This window comes from Salinisphaera sp. T31B1, from assembly GCF_040361275.1.
Taxonomy (GTDB): Bacteria; Pseudomonadota; Gammaproteobacteria; order Nevskiales; family Salinisphaeraceae; genus Salinisphaera.
Window position 1 is genome coordinate 76756 of the sequence record NZ_APNH01000005.1, and the last position, 17777, is coordinate 94532.

The 17777-nt window shown below is 66.3% G+C and carries 14 protein-coding genes; 10 read left to right on the forward strand and 4 right to left on the reverse strand.

The genetic code is table 11. The annotated features are described in order from the left end of the window. The first annotated feature begins 31 nt into the window (after positions 1-31). On the forward strand, positions 32-1885 hold the full coding sequence (speA, locus tag T31B1_RS17205; protein ID WP_353250772.1) for a biosynthetic arginine decarboxylase: 1854 nt from the start codon (positions 32-34) through the stop codon (positions 1883-1885). 126 nt (positions 1886-2011) lie between these two features. On the opposite strand, the gene T31B1_RS17210 is transcribed toward speA, so the two are convergent. Continuing rightward, positions 2012-5290, reverse strand: a complete 3279-nt coding sequence (locus T31B1_RS17210) for a DUF748 domain-containing protein (RefSeq protein WP_353250773.1) — start codon at positions 5288-5290, stop codon at positions 2012-2014. 71 nt (positions 5291-5361) lie between these two features. Here T31B1_RS17210 and T31B1_RS17215 point away from each other — a divergent pair, with 71 nt between their 5' ends. Further along, entirely contained in the window at positions 5362-6231 is an 870-nt protein-coding gene (locus tag T31B1_RS17215) for an NAD(P)-dependent oxidoreductase (RefSeq protein WP_353250774.1), read from the forward strand. Between the two features lie 841 nt (positions 6232-7072). Here T31B1_RS17215 and T31B1_RS17225 read toward each other — a convergent pair. Together T31B1_RS17225 and argH are read right to left on the reverse strand one after the other, a co-directional pair. Continuing rightward, entirely contained in the window at positions 7073-7585 is a 513-nt protein-coding gene (locus T31B1_RS17225) for a DUF1269 domain-containing protein (protein ID WP_353250775.1), read from the reverse strand. Between the two features lie 80 nt (positions 7586-7665). Beyond that, positions 7666-9051 (reverse strand): argininosuccinate lyase, encoded by a 1386-nt coding sequence (gene argH, locus T31B1_RS17230; RefSeq protein ID WP_353250776.1) that lies wholly within the window; start codon positions 9049-9051, stop codon positions 7666-7668. Between the two features lie 168 nt (positions 9052-9219). Here argH and T31B1_RS17235 point away from each other — a divergent pair, with 168 nt between their 5' ends. From T31B1_RS17235 to T31B1_RS17265, 7 genes are read left to right on the forward strand one after another with little or no spacing between them, the layout of a single operon-like run. Next, complete coding sequence (locus T31B1_RS17235) at positions 9220-10269, forward strand: sensor histidine kinase (protein ID WP_353250777.1); 1050 nt, start codon at positions 9220-9222, stop codon at positions 10267-10269. After that, positions 10266-10994 (forward strand): LytR/AlgR family response regulator transcription factor, encoded by a 729-nt coding sequence (locus T31B1_RS17240; RefSeq protein WP_353250778.1) that lies wholly within the window; start codon positions 10266-10268, stop codon positions 10992-10994. Before T31B1_RS17235 ends, T31B1_RS17240 begins: the two co-directional genes overlap by 4 nt. A 56-nt stretch (positions 10995-11050) precedes the next feature. Next, positions 11051-11974 (forward strand): hydroxymethylbilane synthase, encoded by a 924-nt coding sequence (gene hemC, locus T31B1_RS17245; RefSeq protein WP_353251067.1) that lies wholly within the window; start codon positions 11051-11053, stop codon positions 11972-11974. A 10-nt stretch (positions 11975-11984) separates the two neighbouring features. After that, entirely contained in the window at positions 11985-12764 is a 780-nt protein-coding gene (locus T31B1_RS17250) for a uroporphyrinogen-III synthase (RefSeq protein WP_353250779.1), read from the forward strand. Between the two features lie 34 nt (positions 12765-12798). Further along, complete coding sequence (locus T31B1_RS17255; RefSeq protein WP_353250780.1) at positions 12799-14529, forward strand: uroporphyrinogen-III C-methyltransferase; 1731 nt, start codon at positions 12799-12801, stop codon at positions 14527-14529. Further along, positions 14529-15710, forward strand: a complete 1182-nt coding sequence (locus T31B1_RS17260) for a heme biosynthesis HemY N-terminal domain-containing protein (RefSeq protein ID WP_353250781.1) — start codon at positions 14529-14531, stop codon at positions 15708-15710. Before T31B1_RS17255 ends, T31B1_RS17260 begins: the two co-directional genes overlap by 1 nt. 28 nt (positions 15711-15738) lie before the next feature. Further along, positions 15739-16611, forward strand: coding sequence for an SDR family oxidoreductase (locus T31B1_RS17265; protein ID WP_353250782.1), 873 nt, complete (start codon positions 15739-15741; stop codon positions 16609-16611). A gap of 7 nt (positions 16612-16618) precedes the next feature. Here the strand turns inward: T31B1_RS17265 and T31B1_RS17270 are convergent, their stop codons facing one another. Continuing rightward, entirely contained in the window at positions 16619-17086 is a 468-nt protein-coding gene (locus T31B1_RS17270) for a hypothetical protein (RefSeq protein ID WP_353250783.1), read from the reverse strand. Between the two features lie 234 nt (positions 17087-17320). Between T31B1_RS17270 and cynS the strand changes: the two genes are divergently transcribed. Beyond that, positions 17321-17767: a cyanase gene (gene cynS / locus T31B1_RS17275; RefSeq protein ID WP_353250784.1), complete on the forward strand. Its 447-nt coding sequence runs from the start codon at positions 17321-17323 to the stop codon at positions 17765-17767. Positions 17768-17777 lie beyond the last annotated feature (10 nt).

Below are 17777 nucleotides of genomic sequence, written 5' to 3' on the forward strand. Positions count from 1 at the left end.
GCCTTGCGAATCCAGCGCGTGAGTATAAGTTATGTCCGTATCCCGTACCCAAGCCGACTGGTCGATCGACGACGCCCGCGCGCTGTACCGCATCGCCGCCTGGGGTGAAGGCTATTTCGATATCAATGCCCGCGGCGCGGTCTCGGTCACGCCGGTGCCCGGTGGGCCGGCCATCGCGTTGGACGAGCTGACCGAGCAGATCAAGCGTGCCGGGCTGCGCCTGCCCGTGCTGGTTCGCTTCACCGATATCCTCGGCGACCGTATCGACCGGCTGACGCGTGCGTTCGAGGACGCGCGCCGCCGGCATGACTACGATGGTCGTTATACGGTGGTCTACCCGGTCAAGGTCAACCAGCAGCGGGCCGTGGTCGAACAGCTGGTCAGTGCCGGTGGCGAGCGCGCCGGCCTGGAGGCCGGCAGCAAGCCGGAGCTCATGGCCGTACTGGCGCTGGCCGCGCCCGGCAGCACCATCGTGTGCAACGGCTACAAGGATCGTGCATTTCTGCGCCTGGCCCTGATCGGTCAGCAGCTGGGCCATCGCGTGTTCATCGTGGTCGAAAAGCCCTCCGAACTCGCACCCATCGCCGAGCTCGCCGATGAACTCGGGTTGCGGCCGGACCTGGGTCTGCGCGTGCGGCTGGCAAGCGTCGCCGCCGGCCACTGGCAGAACACCGGCGGCGAGAAATCCAAGTTCGGGCTCACCGCCGATCAGGTTGTCTCCGCGATGGCCGAACTCGAGCGCCTGGGCTATGCGGACTGTGTCCGCATGCTGCACGTGCACGTCGGCTCCCAGGTCGCCGACCATGCGGCACTGTCTCGTGCGATGGACGAAACCGCCCATCTGTATCGCAGCCTGCGGGTGCTGGGAGCGCCGGTCGCCTGTGTCGATGTCGGCGGCGGGCTGGCCGTGGACTACGAAGGGCGCGGAGCGCGCTCGTTCTGCTCCATGAACTATGGCGTGCCCGACTATGCCGATGCGGTCGTCGCCGCGCTGGCGCGCGTGGCGCGGGGCTTCGATCTGCCCATGCCCGATATCATCAGCGAATCCGGACGGGCTTTGACCGCGCACCATGCCGTGTTGCTGGCCCAGGTCATCGATAGCGAAACCCCTCAGCCGGTTGCCCCCGCGACTCTGGACGATACCCTGTCGGCAAGCGCACAGCTCGATCGCGTACAGGCCAGTCTGGCCGATGTGCAGGCCCGTTTTCTGGCCGGTGACGTCGGACTTGTCGAACGCGCACAAGCCGAACGCGAAGCGGCGGCCGTTCATCGTGCGCTGGCCGCGGTGGTCGCAAGCAGCGCCGACGACCGCGAGGCGGTGGCTGCAGCCGCCGACAAGCTGGCCGCCAAGTATTTCGTCAATTTCTCGGTCTTCCAGTCGGTCCCGGACGTGTGGGCGCTGGATCAGGTCTTTCCAGTGATGCCGCTGACCCGGCTCGACGAAGCGCCCACCCAGCGTGCACGTCTGTGCGATCTGACCTGCGACTCGGACGGCCGCCTGGATCGGTATGTTGATGAAGACGGCGTCGATACCTCGCTGCCGCTGCATCCGCTGCGCCCCGGTGAGCCCTACCGGCTGGGCATATTCATGGTGGGTGCCTATCAGGAGAACCTGGGCGACATGCACAACCTGTTCGGCGATACCGACGTGGTCAACGTCGAGGTCGAGCGAAGCGGTGACGGCCAAGGCTGGCGGCTGGCCGGTGCCGAGCAGGGTGACCGCGCCGACGAACTGTTGCGCTATGTGCACTTCGAGCCGGAAGCGCTGCGCGCAGCCTATCGCCGCAAGCTGGCCGCGGCGGGCTTGAGCACACGCGCCCGCCAGGACGCCGAGGCGCTGCTCGAAGCGGGCCTGGCCGGCTACACCTATCTGCTGGAATCCTGAGCGAACCGTTCAGCTGCCAAGGCCCCGGCCCGGGGGCAAGCTCGGACGCGGTCCTCGCATACCCCGGCCGGCTCGGGTGGACGGCGCCGCTTCGCCCCGGCGCCCGGGCGCGCCAGGCGACGCGTTCTATCGGCCACTGATGTCGAAGGTGGCCTGCGCCTGGGCGTCGGGCGAACGATCGACTACCGGTTCGGCAAGCGAGATACGATCCGGATTGACATCGCGGGCGGCCAGATAGTCGCGTACCGCCTCGCCCCGCTTGCGGGCCAGACCCTTGAGTTCGACCAAGTTGTCTTCGTCCACGGATGCGCCGTGGAATAGCGACATCTGGTCTGCGTCCCCGGGCACCGCATGGCCCTGAACGGTCAGATGCAGGTCCGGTTTGTCGCGCATGGCCTGGGCGATCCGACCGAGATACTGGCGATCCGCCGGGCGGATGTAATGCTTGCCCAGTTCGAAACCTGCCGGCTTCGAGACCAGTGAACGGCCCAGATTGAGAACGGCGTTCTTGGCGCGATTGAGCAGACCCAGCGGCGAATAATCGCTCATGATCGCGGTACGCAGGCCGGCCAGTACCGCTTCGCGGACCAGGTTCTTGATCGAGAAGTAGGGGTTGGTCACATCGCCCAGGATCAGGGTTTCGAAATTGATTAGGTCGTCCTGGCCGCGGACAAGCGCCAGCGCCGTGTCCAGCGATATCCCGAGCGCCACGTCGGTTTTGGCATGCGGGTCGTCCACGAGCCGGAAGTTCGACAGCGTGGTGTCCAGGTTGCCGTCGAGCTGGCCGGCGCTGGCCTCGAGATGAAGGGTGCCGTCGGCGACACCGTTGGCGATTCGGCGTCCGAGCGCGGCGTTGAGATAGCCGGACAGCGGTTTCATCGCCAGCGACCGGAGCCAGGCGTCCAGATTCATATTCATGCCGCCGTTGGCCATCGGCGCGATCGTGCCGCGGCTGTCGAGATGTCCGTAGGCGCCGACGTCCATTGCCAGCCGGTAGGTCGCACTCTGATCCAGCTGCGCGGTGTCGAGATCCTGAATGGCGAGATTGATGTTGCTGCCGCTGATCGCAACCGGCGGATCGACCGCCACATCGTTGAACATGAACACCGGCCCGGAGATCGCTACATCGCTGAAGGCGTAGCTGTTGGCGGGCCCGTCGGCGGCAGCACGCTTACCGGACCCGCTGGCGCCAGCGTCGTCGTCGTTGGAGCCGGCAAAGAACTCGGCCATGACGCCCATGCCCTGGCGGTCGCGGCGAACATGAATGCTGGCACCGTCCAGATCCAGCCGTGCCAGGCGATAGTCGCGCAGATCGTCCAACCGGAACTGGTCGGCGGTCGTGGTCACCGACTGCAGCACGGCTACATCGGAATCGGTATCGCCCAGCACGCGCACCCCGTGCGAGGTCAGCGAGTCGAGCCGGATCCGATCGAGGCCGTTAACGGACAGCCCGGCGGCATGGGTCTGCAATGCGGCGACCCAAGGCGCCTGAATATCCGTATTCATCACCTTGAAATCGTGGCTGTCGATCTCGCCGGCCATGGTCAGTTTCAACGCGCTGCCGTCGGTCTGCGGTTGCTCGGCATAGCGACCGTCGTAGGCCAGGCGTGCGGCCGAGAGCGAAATGGCGGTTCCGGGCAGCGCCAGACCGGCATGGTCGGTGCTCAGCTGGCCTTGGGCAGTGCGAGCCAGCAGCGGACCGAAGTCAGTGCTGGTCGTACCCTGCCAGTTCAGGTGGTCGGCCGTGAACGTGGCGCTGTCGACGATCTCGAAAGACAGATCGCGGGTGTTCAGCTGGCCATCGGTCGCCAGCGTCGGTGCCGAGGCGCCGATCCGGGTATCGGTGGTTCCCTTGAACGCGATCGGCCCACTGGCCAGCGTCACGCCTGCCGGCACGCGGCTCGACAGCGCCGCGGTGTCGAGCTGTCCGTCGGTGTGGACTGTTTTCGTGCCGGTACCCAGTTTGGTACGGGTGGCGCCGTCGAACCGTACTTCGTCGCTGGACAGTTGCAGCCCGTCAGGCACGTCGATGGCAAACCCGTGCAGGCCGAGCGCGCCCTGACTGTCGACCTCGCTGGGCTGGGTCAGATCGAGCTTCACACGGCCTTTCCAGTTCAGACGCTCGGCCCGGGTTGCGGTGCCATCGGCGGTGACGATCGCCTGGCGCTGGCCGGTGAGTGTGCCATCGGTCGTCAGGCGGCGGCCGTCGCCAGTCAGTACGATCGTGGTCGTGCCATCCCAGGCGCCCTTGGCCTGGCGCAGGGTCACGCCATCCGGGTAGGCGATCTCGAACGCGGTGACGTCGATCTTGGCATCGACCGAGACGGTATCGGCACCGGCCGGCGGAGCGGGTGTCGTTTTCGCCTGGCGCGGCGACGCGCTAGGCATGGAGGTCAAACCCAACCGTGGGGCCCAGGCCAGCCCATCGTCGGATGCCGGCTCCGGCGCGCCAGCGGCGTCGGCGGTTGGCCCGGTTTTGCTTGATGCGGCGGAACTGGCGACCGGGCCCAGCAGATGCAACCGGATTCCGCCCTGCCATTCGAATCGATCGCTCGACAACGCCGGGCCGCCGGCCAGTTCCAGCCGCGAATCCTGCCATGTGGTCTGTCCGTCGATCTGGATGTCCAGTCCCGCATCGGGGCCGTAGGTCAGGTCGATGGCCTGATGGCCGTCGAGCGTTCCGGTGAGGCGCTCGAGGCGGCCGGCCTGGGTGATGGGTGATAGCAGATCGAGCGCGAACTGTTCGGTGGTGATCTCGAAATGCGCGCTTACGCGCCGGCCGAACGGCGTGACGCGGCCCTGCAGGCGGATGCGGCTGTCGCCGACGCTCAGATCGGCGTCCAGGGGCACGTCGTTGTCCGGTTCCCAGCTGACCACGTCGCGGGCATTGGACTGGTTGAACACCAGTTCGCGCTCCACGGCGGGAAAATCGTCGGTCGCCGGTTGAGAATAGCGCAGGCTCAGCCCGCCGATCCCCAGTTGCTCAATGGCGATGCCCCAGTTCAGGGAACCGCCGCTCGGCTGGTCCGAAAGCACCGTGATGCCGCCGACCCGAACGGCGTTGTCGGCGGTCCGGCGCACGTCGAGGATTGCGTCAGCGACGGCCAGGCGGGTCACCCGCAGCTGTTTGGACAACAGCGGGAGGTAGTCGATGGATATATCGAGATGACCGATCCGGAAGCCTTCATCGCGCTGGGTTTGCCCGGTCAGACCGTCATAGGCGATCGTGCCGGTCAGCAGGTTCACGTCGACGTTGTCGATCTGGGCGTCCACGCCGGCTTGGGCCAGATAATACAGCGTGAGCTCGCGCGCGATCAGCGGTGTGGCCGCCAGCAGCGCGGCACCGAGCAGGGCGATCGCTACAACGAAGATGAGTACGCGGCGTATGCCCCGTGAAAGCGTCATGAAATGGTCTGATTGGCCGCGCGGACTACAGACCTTATCATCGGGGCTTCGTTTTCCTCATCACAGATGCCATGAAAAGTGCATTCATCGGTCTTGGCGGCATGGGCCAGGGTATGGCCGCAAACCTGCAGGCCGCGGGCCTGCTGAGCGCGGTCTACAACCGAACCCACGAGAAGGCCGAGGCATTCGCGCGCGAGCATGACGTCAAAGCGGTACGCACCCCGGCCGAGACGCTCGCCGAAGCCGAGATCATCGTCATTTGCGTGAGCGCCGATGACGATGTTCTGGCGATGGTCGACGAGATCGCCGACCAGCTGACCGATCGCCATGTCGTCATCGATTGCTCCACCGTCGCCAGCGACACTGCGCGTGAAGCCGCCCGCCGGGTGGCCAGGAACGGCGCCGGCTTCGTCGACGCGCCGGTCTCCGGCGGCACCGAGGGGGCGAAGAACGGCACGCTGTCGATCATGGTGGGCGCTGACGACGCCGTATTCGAGCGCGTCATGCCGGTGCTCGACGCCATGGGTGCCAAGATCACCCATATGGGCGGCGTGGGAACCGGTCAGGCGACCAAGGCGGTCAACCAGATCCTGTGTGCCGGCATCAATCAGGCCGTCTGCGAGGGTCTGCGGTTCGGCGCAGCGCTGGACCTGCCACTGGACAAGGTCGTGGACGTGGTCGGTTCCGGGGCGGCGGGCAACTGGTTCGTCAACCATCGCGGCAAGACGATGGTCCAGGATATCTTCGAGCCGGGCTTCAAGCTCAAGCACCATCACAAGGACCTGGGCATCTGCCTGCACATGGCCGAACTCAACGGCGGCACGCTGCCGCTGTCGGCCAAGACCCGCGAGGAATACGCGCGGCTGATGGAGCAGGGCCACGGTGACGAGGATATCTCGGCGCTATACCGCCTGCGTAGCGACCTGTTCCAAAAAGACTGAGCCGGCGCACGCGGCCCCCGCCGAGCGCGCGGGTTCGGGCACTTGCCCGAACCCGCGTCGCGGCCAACGCATATACAACCGTCGCCAACTCAGACTGACTCGCCTGATCCCCGGAACCGTCGGCGAGCAGACATGGCGAACGAACCGGCCCACACGCGCAAGATCGCCCAGGTCAGGCGGTCTCCTGGATCACGAAGATCTGTGCCACCACGGTGGGTGAGACCCAGGGTGACCTGATCGTCGATGACGCTGCCTATCGGCTACGCCGTGAGCTCGCTGATTCCGGTCGCTCTGTTTCTGATCGCCTTTGTGGCCCAGCTGCGGGCGCAAACCTTTCACCCGGCTTTGTACTGGATCGTGATCTTGGCGACCAGTAGCGCCGGGACCACGCTTTCCCAACTAATGAACCGAACTGTCGGACTCGGCTAGGCGAGCGGCTCGATCCGGCGGGCCGGGTTGCTGATATTCGTGCTGCTGATCCGGCGATTGAGCCTGGGCTCAATCCCGGCCGACGACACCCGCCGACCGAGCGTCGAGCGCGTCTACTGGGCAGCGATCCCCGTGCCCGGCTATCGTTTTACCTCGCGAGCGTGCAGGGCGTTGTTCTGGGCCGCCCCGCCCTGGTGCTGATCCGTCTTTTCAGAGCCCGATGGGCGATCTGCTCACCAGGCGCCGGGTACAGGGCGTACCGGGGACGGGCATGAGCGGCGCCACGCAGGTACTGGTGTCAATTCTGGTCGTGCGGGTCGTGGTTCGCGGCGGCCAGCACCGCGAACCACGCCACCGCATCGCCCGAGCGCCACCGCCACGGGCCGAACACGGCCCGGGTGGCAGGCTACGGTCAGGGAAAAGCGGGCTTGTGTGGATCGGTGCCCTCGATCCTGGCCTCGGGATGGTTGTTACGCACGACCGCCTCGATACGCTCGACGTCTTCGGCCGGCACGTCGACCATCATCAGGACGCGGCCCTGTTTTATCGCCTGTTCATACTCGCCGACCTGGGGATGGTCGTGGCGGATGCCGATCATGCTCGAGGCCCAGGCGCCGAAACCTGCGCCGGCCACGCCCGTAGCCGCCACCGCACCGCCGCCGATGACGATGCCCGCCGGCGGAAACGCCATGGCGGCCAGCCCGGCGAGTACGCCCGTGACCGCACCGGCGGCTGCACCGCGTCCGGCCGAGCCGGCCAGATCCGTGGTCTGGCCGACGCCAGCGCTCGGCAGGTCGGCGGTATCGGTGTCATGGCTGGCGACGACGTACATGTGATCTTCCGGCACACGCGCTAGCAGAAGCTCGTCGACCACCTGATGCGCGGTTTCGACTTCGGGAAGCAGAAAATACAAGCGACGCGACATACGAAATCCTTCGTCAGTGTAAGAGCCAATGAATCTGGGACTGCAGATCCGCACCCAGGTTCAACACCGACGGGCGGGATCTACAGCATGGCGCGAGCCCTCGAGACGGCGGCACGCACCTGAGCCGGCGCGGTACCGCCAATATGGTTGCGGGCGGCGACCGAGCCATCGAGGGTCAGTACGTCATAGACGTCGGATTCGATGACCGTCGAGAAACGCTGCAGGGTGGTCAGTTCCAAATCAGCCAGATCGCAGCCCGCGCCGATGGCGTGCTGCACGCTCTGGCCGACGATCTCGTGGGCATCGCGAAAGGCCACGCCGCGACGTACCAGGTAATCGGCGAGATCGGTTGCCGTCGAGAACCCCTTGCGCGCGGCCTCGCGACAGACCGACGCATGAACGGTCACGTGCGGCATCATGTCGGCATACAGCGCCACGCTGGCCAGCAGCGTGTCGACTGTGTCGAAGATCGGTTCCTTGTCTTCCTGGTTGTCGCGGTTGTAGGCCAGCGGCTGGCCTTTCATCAGCGTCAGCAGGGCGACCAGGTGGCCGTTCACGCGGGCGGTCTTGCCGCGCACGATCTCGGCGACGTCCGGGTTCTTCTTCTGCGGCATGATCGAACTGCCGGTGCAGTAGCGATCTGGCAGGTCGACGAAACCGAAGGCCGGGCTCATCCACAGCACCAGTTCCTCGGAGGCGCGCGACAGATGGGTCATGATCAGGCTCGCCGCGGAGACGAACTCGATCGCGAAATCGCGATCGGAGACCGCGTCCAGCGAGTTGTCGATCACGCTGTCGAAGCCGAGTTCGCCGGCGACCATCTCGCGGTCGATCGGGAAAGTGGTGCCGGCCAGCGCTGCCGCGCCCAGCGGCAGTCGGTTCACGCGGGCGCGCACTTCGCGCAGGCGTTCGCTATCACGGGCGAGCATGGCCTGCCAGGCCAGCATGTGGTGGCCGAACGTCACCGGTTGAGCGACCTGCATATGGGTGAAGCCGGGCATGACGGTTTCGGCCTCACGCTCGGCCAAGTCGATGAGCGCACTGCGCAGCCGCACCACCTCCGCGATGAGCGCATCGATGGCATCGCGCAGCCACAGACGGATGTCGGTGGCGACCTGGTCGTTGCGCGAGCGGCCGGTATGCAGTTTCTTGCCGAGGGCGCCGATATCCTCGGTCAGCCGTGCCTCGATATTCATGTGGACGTCTTCCAGCGCCGGGTCCCATTCGAACGCCCCGTCGGCGATACGTTGGCTGATGGCCTCCAGCCCGGCGGCGATCTGCTCGAATTCAGCGTCGGTAAGCACGCCCACCGAGGCCAGCATGCGCGCATGCGCGATCGAGCCACGGATGTCGTGGGCGGCCAGGCGCGAATCGAAGGATACCGATTCGGTGAAGGCCGCCACGCGGGCGTCCGGGCCCTCGGAGAAACGGCCGCCCCAGGTCTGATGGCTGTCGCGTCGGGTCATGTGTCTGGCTCGTGTGCTGGCAGTGCGTGGCCGGTCGCCGCTCGGCTGGGCGACCGGAATCATGGCGCGCGAGTATATCAACGGTTCAGGCCAGTCTGGCCGGCCACGGATCGGCGGCCGCCGGACCCCACGCTTGACGCGGGCCTCGGGGGCTCGAACACTCGCCCGATGCTCACCAGCCGTCCCGACGTGGAGTTCCTGCCGGATTTCTGTACCGGCGCGCGCGTGCTGCGCGTGCTCGTGGTCTGCCAGGCGGTCGCCTTGGTGCTGGCCCTCGGCGGATCCTGGAGCCACGAACTCGCCCCGAGATTCTTGCTGCTCTCCGTCTATCTGCAGTGGATCGGCGTGTGCAGCGCGGCCGCGCTGTGTCTGATCCGTCGCTACGCGGGGCATCTGTCGGCCCGAAGCGTGATGCTGCTGGCCTATCTGACCCTGCTGGGGGTGACCCTGGCAATCACCGAGATCACCTTCGCGGCCGGGCGATATACCGGGTTTGCCCTGTTGCTGGCCGATGCTTCGCACCTGGGCTTTGTCGGCCGCAGCCTGGGGATCTGTGCGGTCGTCGCGGCACTGGCCTTGCGTTATTTCTGGCTTCGCTCGGCCTGGCAGGATCGCGCCGATTCGGAAATGCGCGCGCGTCTGGAAGCCTTGCAGGCGCGTATCGAACCCCACTTCCTGTTCAACAGTCTCAACAGTGTGGCGGCCCTGATCTCAATACGACCGCAGCAGGCCGAGCAGGCACTCGAGGATCTCGCCGCACTTCTGCGCGCGCGCCTGTCGTCGCAGGCGCCGGCGTTGACGACGCTGGCCGACGAGATGGTTCTGGTCGAGGCTTATGTCCGTATCGAGCAGCTCCGTCTGGGTGAACGGCTGTGCATGGCCGTCGACATCAGCCAGGCCGCGCGGGCCTGTCATCTGCCGGCGCTGTCGGTTCAACCGCTGATCGAGAATGCCATCGGGCACGGCGTGGCCCGACTGGCCCAGGGCGGCACGGTTTCTTTAAGTGCAGCACGCCGGGCCGATCAACTGGTACTGAACGTCACCAACCCGCTGGCCGGCCGCACAGCGGCCGCACCCGGCAACCGACAGGCGCTGGAAAACATCCGGCATCGTCTGGCGCTGCGCTATGGCCCGCAGGCCCGGCTGGACATCCACGCCGATACCCAGCGATTCGTCGTTGAAATGCATATCCCGCAGCACGCAGGCTGGGATACATGAAGCTCGTGATCGTCGATGACGAACCGCTGGCGCGCGACCGCCTCCGCCGCATGGTTGCCGAATTTCCCGGCTACGAGGTGGTCGCCGAGGCCGGCAACGGCGATGCGGCGATCCGCTGCGTGCGCGAGCAGCTGGCCGACGTCATTCTGCTCGATCTGCATATGCCCGGGCTGGACGGTCTACAGGTGGCGCGGACCCTGGCCGAACTGGATGTGCCGCCGGCGGTGATCTTCGTGACCGCGCACAGCGAGCATGCGTTGTCGGCTCATAACAGCCATGCCGCCGGCTACCTGCTCAAGCCGGTTCGTCGAGACGACCTCGCCGCCGCACTGGCGCGGGCAAGCCGGCCCAGTCGGGCACAGGTGGCTGCGCTGGCCGGGCTGGATATGGCCGACACACCCGCTTACGTCAGCGCACGCACGCGTGAGGGTATCGAGCGGGTGGCGGTCGGCGATATCCTTTACTTCTGGGCCGACCAGAAATACACGTCGGTTTATCATCTGAGTGGCGAGCTGCTGATCGAACAATCGCTGCTCGCGCTCCAGCAGCAGCTCGGCTCGGCGTTCATGCGCGTGCACCGCAAGGCGCTGGTCGCGCGGCGACATATCGTCGGGCTGCGTATCGACAGCCGGGCGGGGCCGCTACTGAGCCTGCGTCATTGTCGTTGCAGCATACCGGTGAGTCGTCGGCGGCTGGCCGAGGTCCGTGCGCTGCTCGAAAACTAACGCGCGGGCCATGCGTCCGGCTGTTTCCACGTTTCTACTATTCAAGGCATCCATCAATCATGTCCCAGACCCTGCGTATCGCCACCCGTCAGTCAGAGCTTGCGCTGTGGCAGGCTCGACACGTCCAGGTGCGTCTGCAGACCGCGCTGCCCGAGATCGAAGTGGTACTGCTGCCGATCCGAACCGAGGGCGACCGCGTGCTCGATCGTCCGCTGGCCGAGATCGGTGGCAAGGGGCTGTTTCTCAAGGAGCTCGAAGCGGCCATGCTGGCCGGCGAAGCCGACATGGCCGTGCATTCGATGAAGGATGTGCCGGCCGAACTGCCGCCGGGCATGGCGCTGCCAGTGGTGCTGGCGCCGGGCAGCCCGCTCGATGCGTTCGTATCCAACGACTACGACACGGTCGAATCGCTGCCCGAAGGTGCACGTGTAGGGACATCCAGCCTGCGGCGTGCGGCCATGCTCAAGCATCTTCGTCCGGACCTGTCGATCGGCAGCCTGCGCGGCAACGTCCAGACGCGCCTGGCCAAGCTCGACGCCGGCGATTTCGATGCCATCGTGCTCGCCTGTGCCGGTCTCGAACGCCTGGAACTGGCCGCGCGAATCAAGAGCGAGCTCACCGCGGAACAGAGTCTGCCGGCGATCGGCCAGGGGGTGCTGGGTATCGAGATCCGTGCCGACGACGACCAGACCGCTGCCTATATCGCCGCGCTCGACGACGAGTACACGCATATACGTATCGACGCCGAACGCGCTGTGAATGCACGACTCGAAGGCAGCTGCCATCTGCCGATCGCGGCCTATGCGGTGCATGACGGTCAGACCCTGCGTCTGCGCGCCTGTGTCGGCAAGCCGGACGGCTCGGTCATGGTGCGCGACGAGATTTCGGGACCGACCGGTCGCGCCGCCGCGCTGGGTCACGAACTGGCCGATCGGCTGCTAGCCGCCGGTGCGGACCGCATCCTGGCGACGCTGTCGTGAACCCTCCGCGATGTGCGCGCTGACCGGGCAGACGGTCTGGCTGACGCGGCCCGCCCACCAGGCCGGCCCGTGGGCAAAGGCCATTCAGGCGGCCGGCGGTACAGCCATCTGCGAACCGCTGCTGGCCATCGAGCCGCCGCAAGATGCGGCCGGCCTGCCCGCGGCTCTGGCGGCGGCCGAGTCGGCCGATGCGGTGATCGCTACCAGTGCGAACGCCATCGCCAGCGTCGCCCGTCTGGCGCCCGGTTTCGCGCCGGCGGGCAAGCTGTACGGCGTGGGCGCGACAACCGCGGCAGCGCTGGCCCACTTGACCGGCACGGACGTGGCCCAGCCGAGGGACTGCTTTACCAGCGAAGATCTGCTCGGCCTGCCTGCACTCAATCAGGTGGCCGGCCAGCGGATCGTTCTGCTGTCCGGAGCCGGGGGGCGATCCCGACTGGCGGACACCTTGGTCGGACGCGGGGCGGCTGTCGACAAGATTGCACTCTATCGGCGCCGGGCCTGCTCCATTCCGACCGCGCGTCTGGCCGAACTGGCCGGCTGTTGCCAGACGATCGTGGTGACCAGCGGCGAAGCGCTCGATCAACTTGAGCATTTGCTCCTCAGCGAGGCCGATCGGCCAACCCGTGAAAGCCTGTTGGCGTGTCAGTTGGTGGCGCCGAGCATGCGTGTGGTAAAACAGGGCGATAGACGCCTACGCTGGTCCCGCCCAGCGGTCATCCTCGACCGTGTCAGTGCCGAAGCGGTCGTGGCCGCGCTTGCGCGGATCCAGCGAGGCGACCGACAATAGCGGCCACTGGTTACTGGGGGAATCCGCCACTCTTATGAGCGAAGATAAGCGCAACGACGCCCAAGCAGACAAGGGCGCCGGCAACGAGGCGGGCAAGCATTCCGCATCCAAGCCGTCCAGCACCGGTCAGACGACCGGTTCGAACCAAGGCGGCGGCTCCGCCTCGGCGCCGGCAGCCAAGCCGGATTCGTCCAAGACACAGAGCAAGGCGGCCGCGGCTGCGCCCTCGAACGCGCGTGCCGACGGCAGTACGCCGGCCGACGGCTCGAAGAAGGCGACGAGCGAGTCGTCGCGAGCCGCGGACAAGACCGGCGGTAGTGCTGCATCCGCCACGGCTTCGAAAAAGCAACCCCAGCGCGGATCGAAGCCCGCCGCGGCCGCGGCCGCGTCCGATGCCAGCAGCAGCGCCCGCGACGGCAAGACGGTCAGCGCATCCAAGCCGAGTGCAACCGCCACGGCCGCGACCGGCGGCGGGTCGGCCCATGCGCAGACCGGTCACCGTGGCGAGCGGACGGACGATGCCGGCCGGAAGTCGCTCTTGGTGGCGATCATTGCGCTGATTATCGCAGTCGTCGCGCTCATCGGCGCCGGCTGGCTGTGGTTCCGGGGCGAGCAGAAGCTTGCGTCGCTTGATTCGCGCGTGAATACCGTCGAGCAGGGCATTCAGTCGAGTGTCCAGAAGGTGGTCATGCCGCGGTTGTCCGAAGTCGACAAGCGTATGCAGTCGCTGTCGGGCGACCTCGACGGGCTGCGTCAGGCCGATCAGCAGCAGGCCGATCAACTGGCGACGATGAAACAGTCGGTGCAAGCCGCCCAGACTCAGACCGCCGAACTGTCGGACCGGATACAGGGCAATGCCCGTCGCTGGGATCTCAACCAGATCGAGTCGCTGCTGCGGGCCGCCAATCAGCGGCTGCAGCTCTACAACGACCCGGCCGGCGCCCGGCAGGCCTTGCAGTTGGCCAGCGAGGCGATCGCGCGCCAGGGCGATCCGAGGCTGTTCAAGGTACGCAGCGAAATCGTCAACGAGATCGCGGCGCTGCGTGCCTTGCCTGATCCGGATATCGAAGGCCTGTCGCTGGACCTGGCCGCCATGGTCAAGCAAGTGCCCTCGCTGGCGCTGGCCTCCACGGTCCCGGGTGAGTACCGCCAAGGTGCATCGGGCGATACTGCCGCCGACAGTTCGGACAACCCGCAGGCGGGTGAGGGCGACGACGGTATGTCGTTTGACGAGTTCAAGTCGCAGTTCACCCAGGGCTGGGGGCATTTCAAGAACTCGGTCGGCCAAGCGCTGTCCGGCATGCTGACCATCCGTCGTGCCGACGGTACGCAGAGCGCCCTGTTGCCGCCCGACCAGGTGTTCTTCCTCAACCAGAACCTGCAGCTGCAGCTGCGCACGGCACGCCTGTCTCTGCTGGAGGGCGACACCGACGCCTATCGCGACAGCCTTGCCTCGGCGCGCCAGTGGCTGGGCGACTACTACGACACCGACACATCGCCGGTATCGAGCATGCGCAACCGGCTCGACCAGATGAGCAACGTCAAACTCGATTGGCAGGCACCGGATATCTCCCAGAGCCTGGCCATGCTGCGTGAGCGGATGAGTCAGCCGGCCGGTCAGGCTGGTGGGGAACAAGACGGTGCACAGTCGGCGTCGTCCGATGCCCGCAGCAATGCTGCGAGCCCGGAATCATCCAGGGACGCCGGGTCCGACGCCCAATCGCAGCAGCCGTCCGGTGACGCCGCCGGTCAGGACGGTCGCTGATGCGCCGCCTGCTGCTCATATTCTTCACTTTCATCGTTCTTGGCGTCGTGCTGGCGCTGGTCTTTCGTGATCATCAGGGCTATATCCTCATCTCGTTCGCCGGCTGGCAGATCGAGACATCGCTGCTGTTCGCAGTCGGCGCGCTGCTGGTTTTCCTGTGGGCGGCGATCACGCTCTGGCGGTTGATCGTAGGCGGCGTGCTGCTGCCACGACGAATTCGCGAGCGGTTGGCCCGACGGCGGGAGCGCAAGGCCCGTCGTTCGCTCTACGACGGCCTGCTGCGGCTTGCCGAGGGCCGCTGGGGCCGGGCCGAGGACGAGCTCAACCGTCTGGCCGAGAACAACGAAGCACCGGGGCTGAATTATCTGAATGCCGCGCGTGCGGCACAGCACCAGGGCCGGGTCGCCGATCGTGACCGGTATCTGGAAAAGGCTGCGTCCAAGCGCGGTGTCAGCGAATTGGCGGTCTTGCTCACCCAGGCCGAGCTGCAGATCGAGCAGGGACAGACGGCCGATGCCATGGCGAGCCTGTCCCGGCTGTATCAAATGGAGCCACAGCACGACGTGGTGCTGCGACTGTATGCCGAGCAGTGCCAGCGGGCGGGTGACTATGAACAGCTGCGCGCGCTGGTGCCGGCGCTGTACAAGCACAGCGGCATGCCCCAGGAGCGCGTCGATACGCTGGCCATCGAGGCCTGGGGCGACGAGCTGTCGCGCCACAGCCGGGATTCGATCGCTCTCACCACCGCCTGGAAACGCGTGCCCAAGCGTCTGCGCAGCAAGCCCGAGATGGTCAAGCGTTACGTGACCTGCCTGCGCGCGGCCAAGGCCGACGGCCAGGCGGCCGACGTCATTCGCGATGTGCTCAAGCAGGAATGGAATGCTTCGCTTGTGCTGATCTTCGGGGATCTGAAATGCGAGGACCGCACCGCTCAGCTGTCGACGGTCGAAGGGTGGCTCAAGCAGTATGGTGAAGAACCCGAGTTGTTGCTGATCGCCGGGCGGCTGTGTCTGCGCAACCGGCTCTGGGGTCGTGCCCGCAGCTATTTCGAAGCCAGCCAGAAGAATCAGTCGCGCCCCGATGCGCTGCTGGAACTGGGCCGGTTATTAGAAGAGATCAACGAAAAGGACGAGGCTCGAGCCGCCTATCGCCAGGGTCTGGAGCTGCGCACCGACTCGTGAACCCGGTCGCCATTCGCAGTTCGCGCCCATGAGTGGCCTGCCCGTGCACAACCTGATCGTCGGCTGCGGCGAAACCGGGCTACGGGTGGCCGCACGCGCGGTCGGGGCCGGCCAGAGCGTGACCGGCATCGTACGCAGCGCCGACAGCGCGCGCCGTGTGCGTTCGGTCGGGGCGGTCGCCCGAACGGCCGATCTCGACAAACCGCTCGCCGGTCTGCCCGTCTGCGATCGCCTGTTCTATTTCGCGCCGCCGCCACGCGAAGGCCGCGCCGATACGCGGCTGCAGCGGGTAGTCGACGCCATGGGTCCGCCGCCGGCCCGGGTGGTGTATATCAGCACCACCGGCGTCTACGGCGATTGCGACGGTGCCTGGGTCAACGAGGATCGTGCCGTCAACCCGGCTACCGACCGGGCCCATCGACGGGTCGACGCCGAACGTCGAATCCACGCCTGGCAGCCGCTTGCAACCGTGCTCCGTGCGCCAGGCATCTACGGACCCGGGCGGCTACCGGTGGAGCGCGTGCGGTGCGGTGAGCCGATCGTCGATGATGCCGAGGGTGGCTGGAGCAACCGGATCCATATCGACGATCTCGCCGAGGTCGCCTGGCAGGCCGGTCAGCGGCCATGGCCACACCGGATCTATAACGTCACCGATGGACATCCCACGCGTTTGGGCGACTACTACGACGCCTTGGCCGGCCTGTTGGGCGTGCCATCGCCGCCGCGGATCCCATGGACCGAAGCCGAGCGACAATTTTCGGCCATGCGGCTATCGTTTCTGCGCGAGTCGCGTCGGCTCGACACCCGCCGGCTGTTGGACGATACCGGTCTTGAGCTGACCTTCGCCGACTTTCGCGACGGCCTCAAGGCCAGCTTGCGCGCAGAGCCACGGCCGGCCTGAGTCGGCTCTAACTGGGGCCGGAGGCGGGCGGCGAGAAGCGCTTGCGGTCGAGTTCGTCACCGAACCGTTCGATGGCGGTCTCGCGGCATTGGGCGCCGGTCATCGCCGCGATCACGCCGCCCCCGTCGTTTTCGATCACCGCGACGTTATAGAGATAGCTGGCGTCGCCGTTTCGACAATCACCAATCCGCTTGCTCGACAGCGTCATCCGGTAGCGTGCCAGTGTTGAAAGGCGCTGGTAGCCGCGATTGTCGGCGAGCGCCGACGGGTCGTATTGCATCAGCGACCAGCCGCGATCGGTGAGGCTGGCCTGCAGGCCCTGGCCCAGGGGATCGTCGGCGGCCGGTACCGCGACTGTATGACTGGCTGCCGCTGGGCGGGCCGGCCGTTGCGTTTTGGGCGTGGCCGCACAGGCGCTGATCAGCGCGCAGCAGAGCAGACTCGACAGGAACACAAGTGGTGGGCGCGACAGCATCGGCGGCGTCCGGTATCGGGCATCAACGGGCCACCAGCATAACCGTTGCGATGGATAGCGCCTACCGATGGCCACGTCCCGACACGAGCGTGGTCATGGGTAGGCGGCGACAGGGTGGGAGCGCCGGCGAACAAAACGCTATCACTGCCGGTCACCGATTGGCACGAATTCTGCTCGGTTCGAAACAAGCGGCGGCCACGCAGGCGGTCGCATTCACCACAGGCGGAGTTCGAGATGGACAAGCAGCAGATGACCCGGACCATACTGGAGGCGAAAAAAGCCCAAAAGATGCGCTGGAGCGAGATCGCGGCCGAGATCGGCATGTCACCGGTCTGGACCGCCTCGCTGGCCCTGGGCGAAAGTTCCGCGCCCCAGGACATCGCCGAAAAACTGTGTGCGGTACTGGATCTCGACGACGAGGTGGCCGAGGCGCTGCAGGTCTGCCCGCTCAAGGGCGAATGGATGACCCATACGGTGCCCCGCGATCCGCTGATCTATCGCTTCTACGAGATCATGGCTGTCTACGGCCCGGCGGTGAAGGCCTGCGTGCACGAGGAATTCGGCGACGGCATCATGTCCGCGATCGATTTCAAGCTGGACATCGAGCGCGAGCCTGATCCCAAGGGCGATCGGGTCAAGGTGATCATGAGTGGCAAGTTTCTGCCCTACGTACGCTGGTAGCCAACGGGCG